Origin of the sequence: Malikia granosa (assembly GCF_002980595.1) — a bacterium.
GTDB lineage: Bacteria > Pseudomonadota > Gammaproteobacteria > Burkholderiales > Burkholderiaceae_C > Malikia > Malikia granosa.
On sequence record NZ_PVLQ01000119.1, the window covers coordinates 1 to 9,662 of the forward strand.

At 69.0% G+C, this 9,662-nt stretch carries 9 protein-coding genes; 2 read left to right on the forward strand and 7 right to left on the reverse strand.

What is annotated here, in order from left to right:
• Window positions 1–272 precede the first annotated feature (272 nt).
• Complete coding sequence (gene mpl, locus C6P64_RS17245; protein WP_105749766.1) at window positions 273–1,718, forward strand: UDP-N-acetylmuramate:L-alanyl-gamma-D-glutamyl-meso-diaminopimelate ligase; 1,446 nt, start codon at window positions 273–275, stop codon at window positions 1,716–1,718.
• On the opposite strand, the gene C6P64_RS17250 is transcribed toward mpl, so the two are convergent.
• From C6P64_RS17250 to rodA, 7 genes are all read right to left on the reverse strand, one after another.
• Complete coding sequence (locus C6P64_RS17250; RefSeq protein WP_245911780.1) at window positions 1,705–2,928, reverse strand: methanobactin export MATE transporter MbnM; 1,224 nt, start codon at window positions 2,926–2,928, stop codon at window positions 1,705–1,707. The genes mpl and C6P64_RS17250 overlap by 14 nt on opposite strands.
• Window positions 2,925–3,857, reverse strand: a complete 933-nt coding sequence (locus C6P64_RS17255; RefSeq protein WP_105749767.1) for an MbnP family copper-binding protein — start codon at window positions 3,855–3,857, stop codon at window positions 2,925–2,927. The genes C6P64_RS17250 and C6P64_RS17255 overlap by 4 nt, the downstream gene beginning before the upstream one ends.
• Window positions 3,858–3,884: 27 nt before the next feature.
• Window positions 3,885–4,421 carry a copper chaperone PCu(A)C gene (locus tag C6P64_RS17260; RefSeq protein WP_245911781.1) on the reverse strand — a complete coding sequence of 179 codons (537 nt, stop codon included), beginning with the start codon at window positions 4,419–4,421 and terminating at the stop codon, window positions 3,885–3,887.
• A 91-nt stretch (window positions 4,422–4,512) separates the two neighbouring features.
• Complete coding sequence (locus C6P64_RS17265; RefSeq protein WP_105749768.1) at window positions 4,513–4,896, reverse strand: DUF2946 domain-containing protein; 384 nt, start codon at window positions 4,894–4,896, stop codon at window positions 4,513–4,515.
• A gap of 42 nt (window positions 4,897–4,938) precedes the next feature.
• Window positions 4,939–6,060, reverse strand: coding sequence for a 3-deoxy-7-phosphoheptulonate synthase (locus C6P64_RS17270; RefSeq protein ID WP_105749769.1), 1,122 nt, complete (start codon window positions 6,058–6,060; stop codon window positions 4,939–4,941).
• Between the two features lie 257 nt (window positions 6,061–6,317).
• On the reverse strand, window positions 6,318–7,778 hold the full coding sequence (tldD, locus tag C6P64_RS17275; protein ID WP_105749770.1) for a metalloprotease TldD: 1,461 nt from the start codon (window positions 7,776–7,778) through the stop codon (window positions 6,318–6,320).
• Between the two features lie 23 nt (window positions 7,779–7,801).
• Window positions 7,802–8,956: a rod shape-determining protein RodA gene (gene rodA / locus C6P64_RS17280; RefSeq protein ID WP_105749771.1), complete on the reverse strand. Its 1,155-nt coding sequence runs from the start codon at window positions 8,954–8,956 to the stop codon at window positions 7,802–7,804.
• Between the two features lie 22 nt (window positions 8,957–8,978).
• Between rodA and C6P64_RS17285 the strand changes: the two genes are divergently transcribed.
• Window positions 8,979–9,569 carry a YqiA/YcfP family alpha/beta fold hydrolase gene (locus tag C6P64_RS17285; RefSeq protein ID WP_105749772.1) on the forward strand — a complete coding sequence of 197 codons (591 nt, stop codon included), beginning with the start codon at window positions 8,979–8,981 and terminating at the stop codon, window positions 9,567–9,569.
• Window positions 9,570–9,662 lie beyond the last annotated feature (93 nt).

Below are 9,662 nucleotides of genomic sequence, written 5' to 3' on the forward strand. Positions count from 1 at the left end.
GGGGCCCCCCCCCCCCCCCCCCCCCGCCGGCGGGGGGGCGGGAAAGGGGGGGGGCAACCCCCCCCCCCCCGCCTCCGACACATTGGCTGGCAGCTCAAGAAAGGAAACAAGGCAAGCGTACCGCCCTAACTCGCTTTTCTACTGGTGCGATATAGCGGGGAGCGGGGTGTGCCCGGCACCCGATTTGCCGGCCGCGCAGCGGACGGATGAGGGAGACGGGTACACCCCGCTCCCCGCGGACCAATCAGCCGACAGGCCCCGATAATCACGCCATGCACATACATATTCTCGGAATCTGCGGCACCTTCATGGGCGGACTCGCCGCGCTGGCGCGCGAGGCGGGCCACCAGGTCACCGGCTGCGACGCCGGCGTCTATCCGCCGATGAGCGACCAGCTGCGCGCGCTCGGCATCGAGCTGATCGAGGGCTTCGGCGCCGACCAGATGGCGCTCAAGCCCGATGTCTTCGTGATCGGCAACGTGGTCTCGCGCGCGCGCCTGCCCGACGGCAGCCCGAAGTTCCCGCTGATGGAAGCCATCCTGGATGCCGGCGCGCGCTACACCAGCGGCCCGCAATGGCTGGCCGAACATGTGCTGCAGGGCCGCCATGTGCTGGCGGTCGCCGGCACCCACGGCAAGACCACCACCACCTCGATGCTGGCCTGGATCCTGGAAGCGGCCGGGCTGCAGCCGGGCTTCCTGGTCGGCGGCGTGCCGCTGAACTTCGGCGTCTCGGCGCGGCTGGGCCAGGCCTCGAGCGCCGCCGCGACAGCGGCCAGCGTGGGGGCTCCATTCGTGATCGAGGCCGACGAGTACGACACCGCCTTCTTCGACAAGCGCAGCAAGTTCGTCCACTACCGCCCGCGCACCGCGGTGCTGAACAACCTCGAGTTCGACCACGCCGACATCTTCGACGACCTGGCCGCGATCGAGCGCCAATTCCACCACCTGCTGCGCACCGTGCCATCGACCGGCCGCGTGGTGTTCAACGGGCTCGAGGAAAGCCTGGCGCGCGTGCTGAACCAGGGCTGCTGGAGCGAGCAGCGCAGCTTCGGTGCTGCGGTCAGCGACTTCACGGCCGAAGGCGATGCCAGCGACTTCGCCGTGCTGCAGCAGGGCCGCCTGGTCGGCCGCGTGCAATGGCGCTTGAGCGGCCAGCACAACCAGCTCAACGCGCTGGCCGCGATCGCCGCCGCCGAGCACCTGGGCGTGGCGCCGGCGCAGGCCGCTGGCGCTTTAGGCGAGTTCCAGAACGTCAAGCGCCGCATGGAACTGCGCGGCAAGGTCGCGCTGGGCGGCCAGGACAGGGGCGAGGTCACGGTCTACGACGACTTCGCGCACCACCCGACCGCGATCCGGACCACGGTCGATGGCCTGCGGCGCCAGCTCGACCACGCCGGCCAGCAAGACCAGCGCATCCTGGCGCTGTTCGAGCCGCGCAGCAACACCATGAAGCTCGGCACCATGAAGGCCCAGCTGCCCTGGAGCCTGGAGCAGGCCGACCTGGCCTTCTGCCACTCGGGCGGTCTGGGCTGGGATGCGGCAGCGGCGCTGGCACCGATGGGCGAGCGCGCCCAGGTCGCCGCCAGCATCGACGAGCTGGTGCAGCAGGTGCTGGCCGCCGTGCAGCCGGGCGACCAGCTGCTGTGCATGAGCAACGGCGGCTTCGGCGGCGTGCACCAGAAGCTGCTCGACGCGCTGGCGCTCAAGGCGGGCTGAACGGATCGGCGAACTTCGGGTTGGCCAGGAACTCGTGGTCGGTCAGGGTCTTGAGGAAGGCAACCAGGTCGGCCTTTTCCTGCGCATCGAGGTCGATCGGCGCGATCTGGTCGCTCTTGTTGGGATGCTTGCGCCCGTCCCCGGCCAGCGGCCCGCTGCTGATCTGGCGTCCGCCAGCGGCGTAGAAGTCGACCACCTCCTCCAGCGTGGCCAGGCTGCCGTCGTGCATGTAGGGCGCCGTGACCTCGATGTTGCGCAAGGTCTGGGCGCGGAAGCGCCCGCGGTCGGTCGCCTGGGCCGTGAACTCGAACAGCCCCTGGTTCAGCGCCGGAAAATCGCCCCGGTCGCCGAGGTTGTAGAGCCCGGTGTTGTGGAACGGCGTCTCGACGAAGCGGCTCGACGCATGCACGACCTGGTCGTTGAAGTTGAAGCTGCCATGGCAATGGAAGCACTCGGCCTTGTCGCCGAAGAACAGCCGCAAGCCGCGCTCCTCGGCAGCCGTCAGCTGTGCCTGACCCCGGGTGTACTGGTCGTAGCGGCTGTTGCCCGAGATCAGCGACCGCTGGAAGGCGGCAATCGACTGGATGACATGGGCCCAGCTGACGGGATCGGGCTGGCCCGGGAAGGCCTGCGCAAACCGCTGCGGATAGGCGGGATCGCCCGCGATCCTGGCCAGGACCTGGGCCTGGTTCGAGTCGTTGACTCCCATCTCGACCGGATCGTCGCCAAACAGCGGCACCTCAATCTGCTTTTCCAGCGTCACCAGCGAGGGATTGGCCCAGGTCAGGGTGGCGTTATAAGCCACGTTCGCCAGCGGCTGCGCGCCACGGCGATGGAACTGCCCAGTCGATCCCTGGGCCAGCGCCAGCCCGTCGGTGAAGGCCTTGTGCTGCAAATGGCAGCTCGCGCAGGACTGGCTGCCGTTGCCCGACAGGCGCCGGTCGTAGAACAGATGGCGCCCCAGCTCCACCTTGGCCGTGCTCATCGGGTTGGTTTCGGGCTCCTTGGGGACGGGAAATCCACTCGGCAGCACCCAGCTCCAGCGGTCGGCCGCCTGGGGCAAGACCTCCAGCTCCGAGCGACCGCCCCCCCCGCAAGCCGCCAGGCCCGCCACCAGGCTGGCGAGCGCCAGCCGGCCCAGCCAGCCGGTGCGGCCGCCGCCTGGCGGCAGGCGGTCCGGCGCTGCAGTCATGTCGCGGGCGCGCTTCATTTGCCGATCGCGCGGAAGAGGACCTGGCCGGCACCGCCATTGACCGGCAGGCCGGTGCCCGAACCATCGGCCTTCCAGTCGACGCCGATCGCATCGAACAGGAGCTGGCATTCGGGATCGGTCCCGCCCGACATGCAGCCCAATGCGCCACCCGCGTTGGCCGTGATGTCGGCCTTCGCCAGCAGCGCGCGCAAGTCGACGGCCACCCGCTGCGTCGCCGGGTCGAAAGCGGACAGCGTGAACTCCATCCGGTTGGGCGCGTTGCAGCTGCTGACCTGGGTGCCGGTCGCCGGATTGCCCTGGCAACCGGTCGAGCCCAGGTGGAAGTTGAAGGTCGAAGCCGACCAGGCCGGGCTGGCCCCGGCAGGCTGGGTGACTTCGATCTTGGCGAACTTGCGCCCGCCCTGCCAGCTCCAGCTCATGGCCTGGATGTCGAGCGGCGGCTTGGCGCTGGCCGGGTCCGACCACAGGCTGTGGTTGAGCGCAAACGGCACGCCCAGCGTCATCCTGACGCCGGTATAGCGACCTGCCGGCACGGTGCCCTTGAGCACCGCCTGGGTGGCGGCCGTGCCGGTCGCACTCGGGCAGGCGCCGGAGGCGTTCTCCAGGTCGATCAGCGTGACGCGGTCCTGGCCCACGGTCAGGTTCCAGCTGTCGTTGCCAGCCAGGGTGATCGGCACTGCGCTGCCATCGTCGCGCAACAGCGCGGCATTCGAGATGTAGAAGCGCAGGTCCTTCAGCGTGGCCTCGACATTGGCGCGCCCCAGCCGCACGGTGCTGTTGCAGGCGATCGGTTGCTCTCCGGCAACGGCGGCAAACTGGATCTCGACGGCCTGGGGACCGTCTTCGCCGCCGCCGCAGGCGACCAGCAGGCTGCTCAGGGCGACAGCCGTCAGGCCTGCGCCAGGCCAGGCATGGGATTTCTTCATGTGTTTTCCTTGGATTGAGTTGAAAAATCAGTGCTGCGGGTGTCCGGCCGCCGCGGGGGCTTGCTGCACCCAGACCTCGACCTTGACCGCGCCGGAACGCTCGAACTGCAGCGTCAGCGGGAAGCGCTCGCCCAGGACGAGCGGGCGCCGCAATCCGGCCAGCATCAGGTGATGGCCATCCGGACTGCCCTGGCGCATGGCCAGCCGGGCCCGGGGCGGGATGGCGATGGCGGGGACGGCCTGCATGCGCATCACATCACCGTCCTGCTGCAGGCGGTGCAACTCCACCCGCTCGGCGACGGGCGTGCTCGCCGCCAGCAGGCGCTCGGCCGTCTCGCCCTGGTTGTCGATGGCGACCAGGTAGACGGCGCCGGTGCTGGCATGGCCCGGGGTCGGCGTGGCGTAGGGATGGAGCAGGCGCAGGTCGCCGCTTCGGTTGCCATGGGCCAGCGCGGCCGTCGGCCACTGGGCGACACAGAGCGGCAGCCAGGCGGCAAAGAAGGCGGCACGGCGCAGCCAGCCGCGGCGCGTCTGCTCGCACCGCAGTTTGTCTTGCGATATCAATGGAAACTCCTGATCTGACCAGGGCCGCGCCGCTGCCAGGGCAGCCGCGTCAAGCCCGATGGCTTCCCCGCAGGGGAAGGCTAGGAAGGGGTCAGTTCAGGCTGGGAGGGGCGCGCGACTGCGCGGCCAGCCAGACCGACGAGGTATGCGCCGCCTGGAAGAAGGCGGGCGGCATCTCGCGCAAAGGCAGGACGGCGACGGGATCGATCGCCGCGGGCGGCAGACCGGCGTGGCCGGCGTGCAGGTGGCAGTACGGACAGTCCTGCGACTGCGCCAGGCCCGAATCCGCCGGCTGGCGCTCCGAGTCGTCGAGCGGCAAGCGGACCATGCCGACAGTGGTACAGATCTCCTGCCACTGGCTGCCGGGGGTCGATGCCGCCACGGCCTGGGCGGCCAGCGGCATCAGGGCGTTCAACACCAGCACCAGCATGGACAGCCATGCGGTGATGCGTCGGGTCGAACGGTTTTTCAACATGGAAATGATTATAGGGGCAGGAACAGGCCCTGCCCGCCGCGCTCAGCCCCGGCGCGCCTTGACCGCGTCGCTCAGCGTCTGCATGACGCGGACCGAGCTGTCCCAGTCGATGCAGGCGTCGGTGATGCTCTTGCCGTACTCGAGGCCGGACACCTGGTCCTTGCCGGGCGTGAACTTCTGCGCCCCGCCCTTGATGTGGCTCTCGACCATGACGCCGAACACCTGGCGCGAGCCGGCGCTGAGCTGGGCCGCGATCTCGTCGGCGACGACGATCTGGCGCTCATGCTGCTTGCTGCTGTTGCCGTGGCTGCAGTCGACCATCAGCGTGGCCGGCAGGCCGGCGGCCTCGAGCTCCTTGCAGGCAGCCGCGACGCTGGCGGCGTCGTAGTTGGGCGTCTTGCCGCCGCGCAGGATCACATGGCAGTCCGGGTTGCCCTTGGTGTGCACGATCGCGACCTGGCCGTTCTTGTGCACCGACAGGAAATGGTGGCCGCGGCTGGCGGACTGGATCGCGTCGGTGGCGATCTTGATGTTGCCGTCGGTGCCGTTCTTGAAGCCGATCGGCGCCGAGATGCCCGAGGCCAGCTCGCGGTGCACCTGGCTCTCGGTGGTGCGCGCGCCGATCGCGCCCCAGCTGATCAGGTCGCCGATGTACTGCGGGCTGATGGTGTCGAGGAACTCGCTGGCCGCCGGCAGGCCGATGCGGTTGATGTCGATCAGCAGCTGGCGCGCGATGCGCAGGCCCTCGTCGATCTTGTAGCTCTCGTCCATGTAGGGGTCGTTGATCAGGCCCTTCCAGCCCACCGTGGTGCGCGGCTTCTCGAAGTAGACCCGCATCACGATCTCGAGCGTGTCGGCGAACTGCTCGCGCAGCGGCTGCAGGCGGCGCGCGTAGTCCAGCGCCGCTTCCGGATCGTGGATCGAGCAGGGGCCGATCACGACCAGCAGCCGGTCGTCCTTGCCCTGGATGATGTCGTGGATGGTGCGGCGGGTGTCGGCGATCAGCTTCTCGGTCTTGCTGCCGGCAATCGGGAAGAAGCGGATCAGATGCTCGGGCGGAGGTAGCACGGTGATGTCCTGGATGCGCTGGTCGTCGGTACGGCTGGTGCGGTCGGCCGGGTGGGAGGACCAGACATCGGTCGCGGGCTGGTGGGGCTTGGTCATCGCGGAACTCCTGGAAAGTGGGGGATGCGGGGTGTGACAGGTAAAAAAAAACCGCCGGGGCTTCCGACGGTCTTTGATGAGGGGGCTTGGGCGCTTGGGGCTGTGCTCAACTCTCTCTGCCGTCGGTGACGCTTGAGAACCAAAAGTAAGCAAAGTAGAAGCGAGCTGCCTTCATGCGAATCAATATAGCACAGGAAAGCGGACGGTTTTCTGACAAACCCGGCAATCCGGGTAAGTCAGGATCGCGGCAGCCCGGCTCAAGCCGTGCCGCCCACCGTCAGGCCGTCGATGCGCAGCGTGGGCTGGCCGACGCCGACCGGCACGCTCTGGCCGTCCTTGCCGCAGGTGCCGACGCCGCTGTCGAGCGCGAGGTCGTTGCCGATCATCGTGATCTTCTTGAGCGACTCCGGGCCGCTGCCGACGATGGTCGCACCCTTGACCGGATAGAGCAGCTTGCCGTTCTCGACCCACCAGGCCTGGTTGGCGCTGAAGACGAACTTGCCGCTCGTGATGTCGACCTGGCCGCCGCCGAAGTTGGTCGCGTACAGGCCCTTCTTGATGCTGGCGATGATCTCCTGCGGGTCGCGGTCGCCACCCAGCATGTAGGTGTTGGTCATGCGCGGCATCGGCAGGTGGGCATAGCTCTCGCGCCGGCCGTTGCCGGTCGGCGCCACGCCCATCAGGCGCGCGTTCAGGCTGTCCTGGATATAGCCCTTCAGGATGCCGTCCTCGATCAGCACGTTCTTCTGGCTGGCGCAGCCCTCGTCGTCGACGTTGAGCGAGCCGCGCCGGTCGGCGATGGTGCCGTCGTCGAGCACCGTCACGCCCTTGGCCGCGACACGCTGGCCGATGCGGCCGCTGAAGGCGCTGCTGCCCTTGCGGTTGAAGTCGCCTTCCAGGCCATGGCCGACCGCCTCGTGCAGCAGCACGCCGGGCCAGCCCGGACCGAGCACCACCGTCATCTGGCCGGCCGGCGCCGGGCGCGACTCGAGGTTGGTCAGCGCCGCGCGCACCGCGTCGTCGACATACTCCTGCAACAGCGCGTCGTCGAAGCGGTCCAGGCCGAAGCGGCCGCCGCCGCCGCCGGTGCCGACCTCGCGCCGGCCGCCCTGCTCGGCGATCACGGTCACCGACAGCCGCGCCAGCGGGCGCACGTCGGCCGCCAGCGTGCCGTCGGCGCGCGCGACCAGCACCACGTCGTATTCGCTCGCCAGCCCCGCCATCACCTGCACCACGCGCGGGTCCTTGGCCTTGGCCAGGCGTTCGACCTTCTCGAGCAGCGCGACCTTCTCGCTGCTGTCGAGCGTGGCGATCGGGTCCAGCCCGGCATACAGGCTGCGCGACTTGGCGACCTTGCGCGCGCCGACCTTGGCCTTCAGGCTCTGGCCCTGGGCGCCGATCGCGCGCACGCTGTGCGCGGCGTCGAGCAGTGCGGTCCAGCTCAGGTCGTCGGAATAGGCGAAGGCGGTCTTCTCGCCACTGACGGCGCGCACGCCCACGCCCTGGTCGATGCTGAAGCTGCCGGTCTTGACTATGCCCTCCTCCAGGCTCCAGCCCTCGGCGCGGGTGTACTGGAAGTAGAGGTCGGCATCGTCGACGCCGGGCACGAGGATCTCGCCCAGCGCGCGCTTGAGGTGTTTCTCGTCCAGGCCGTAGGGCGAGAGCAGCAGGTCTTGGGCGACGGCCAGGCGGGCCAGGGTGGGTTCACGGGCGATCATGCCCGCATTGTAGGTTTTGTGCCTCAGGTCTGCACCAGCCGCCGGGCGCGCGCGACCGCCTGCAGGATGCCGAGTCCCGCACCCAGCGTCACCATCGCGGTGCCGCCGTAGCTGATGAAGGGCAGCGGCACGCCGACCACCGGCAGGATGCCGCTGACCATGCCCATGTTGACGAAGCCGTAGACGAAGAAGATCAGCGACACCGCCCCGGCCAGCAGGCGCGCGAACAGCGTCGGCCCCTCGAGCGCGATCTTGAGCCCGCGCGAGATCAGGAACAGCAGCGCGAGCGCCAGGCAGACCACGCCGACCAGGCCGAACTCCTCCGAGAAGGCGGCGAAGATGAAGTCGGTGGTGCGCTCGGGAATGAACTCGAGGTGGGTCTGCGTGCCCTGCATGAAGCCCTTGCCCCAGATGCCACCCGAGCCGATCGCGATCATGCCCTGCAGGATGTGGAAGCCCTTGCCGAGCGGGTCGCGCGTCGGGTCGAGCAGGGTGCAGACGCGCTGGCGCTGGTACTCGTGCAGGATCTTCCAGTCGACATCGGGCGCGCACCATTGCGGCTCCATCAGGATCAGGGTCACGATGCCGACCGCGCCGAGCAGGATCGGCGGCAGGATCAGCTTCCAGCTCAGCCCGGCAAAGAAGATCACGGCCAGGCCCGAGGCCATCACCAGCAGCGAGGTCCCGAGATCGGGCTGCTTCATGATCAGCCCGACCGGCAGCAGCAGGATCAGCCCGGCGACCGCGAAGTCGAGCGGACGCAGCGCCCCCTCGCGCTTCTGGAACCACCAGGACAGCATCAGCGGCATCGCGATCTTCATGATCTCGCTCGGTTGGATCACGACGCCGATATTGATCCAGCGCGTCGCGCCCTTCTTGGTGATGCCAAACAAGGCGACCGCGACCAGCAGGGCCACGCCGATCGAATAGAGCGGCACCGCCAGGGCAGACAGGCGCTGCAGCGGGATCTGCGCGATCGCGAACATGACGCCGAGCGCGATCAGCATGTTGCGGCCATGGTCGTAGAAGCGGCTGCCGTTGTCGTAGCCGACCGAATACATCACCAGCATGCCGCCGCAGATCAGCAAGGCGACGGCGAGCGCGAGCACGCCATCGAAGCCTTCGAAGGCGGGGCGCAGGCGTTGCCAGAGGGGAGGTTTTTCGAACACGACGGACATGGGGCTGGATTATCCTGCTTGCATGAGAACCACGCATCTGCTCTACCTGCACGGCTTCCGTTCCTCGCCGCAATCGGCCAAGGCCAGGCTGATGGCCGAACGGGTCCGGCGCGACCATCCGGCCGTGAGCTGGTGCTGCCCGCAGCTGCCGCCCTCGCCCGCCGCGGCGCTGGCGCTGATGCGCGAACTGACGGCCGACTGGCCGCGCGAATCGATGGCGGTGGTCGGCTCCTCGCTGGGCGGCTGCTATGCGGCGCGGCTCGCCACCGAGACCGGCTGCGCCAGGACCGTGCTGCTGAACCCGGCCGTGCAGCCGGCGCGCGACCTGGCCAGGTACATCGGCGAGCAGAGCAGCTGGCAGGACCCGGCCCAGTCCTTCTACTTCAGGCCGGAATACATCGACGAGTTGCGCGCGATCGAGGGCGGCACCCTGCCCCACCCCGGGCAATGCCTGGCCATCATCGCCAAGGGCGACGAGGTACTGGACTGGCGCGAGATGGTCGCGCGCCACCCCGGCGTGCAGCTGCGGCTGCTCGAGGACGGCGACCACGCGCTGAGCGACTTCGAATCGGCGCAGCTCGACGCGGTGCTCACCTTCCTGCAGCTGGCCTGAGTACGAGACCCAAGTCACGGCCGCCGACCGACCGGCTTGGCGCACGGACCGGTTGCCGGCGGGACCGGCCGGCCCCCGGCCCGCCCGCCCCCC

What these genes read in the sequence shown, in the direction of transcription:
- mpl (WP_105749766.1), top strand. Translation starts at nt 273, where the DNA reads ATGCACATACATATTCTCGGAATCTGCGGCACCTTCATGGGCGGACTC.
- C6P64_RS17250 (WP_245911780.1), bottom strand. Translation starts at nt 2,928, where the DNA reads ATGAAGCGCGCCCGCGACATGACTGCAGCGCCGGACCGCCTGCCGCCA.
- C6P64_RS17255 (WP_105749767.1), bottom strand. Translation starts at nt 3,857, where the DNA reads ATGAAGAAATCCCATGCCTGGCCTGGCGCAGGCCTGACGGCTGTCGCC.
- C6P64_RS17265 (WP_105749768.1), bottom strand. Translation starts at nt 4,896, where the DNA reads ATGTTGAAAAACCGTTCGACCCGACGCATCACCGCATGGCTGTCCATG.
- C6P64_RS17270 (WP_105749769.1), bottom strand. Translation starts at nt 6,060, where the DNA reads ATGACCAAGCCCCACCAGCCCGCGACCGATGTCTGGTCCTCCCACCCG.
- tldD (WP_105749770.1), bottom strand. Translation starts at nt 7,778, where the DNA reads ATGATCGCCCGTGAACCCACCCTGGCCCGCCTGGCCGTCGCCCAAGAC.
- rodA (WP_105749771.1), bottom strand. Translation starts at nt 8,956, where the DNA reads ATGTCCGTCGTGTTCGAAAAACCTCCCCTCTGGCAACGCCTGCGCCCC.
- C6P64_RS17285 (WP_105749772.1), top strand. Translation starts at nt 8,979, where the DNA reads ATGAGAACCACGCATCTGCTCTACCTGCACGGCTTCCGTTCCTCGCCG.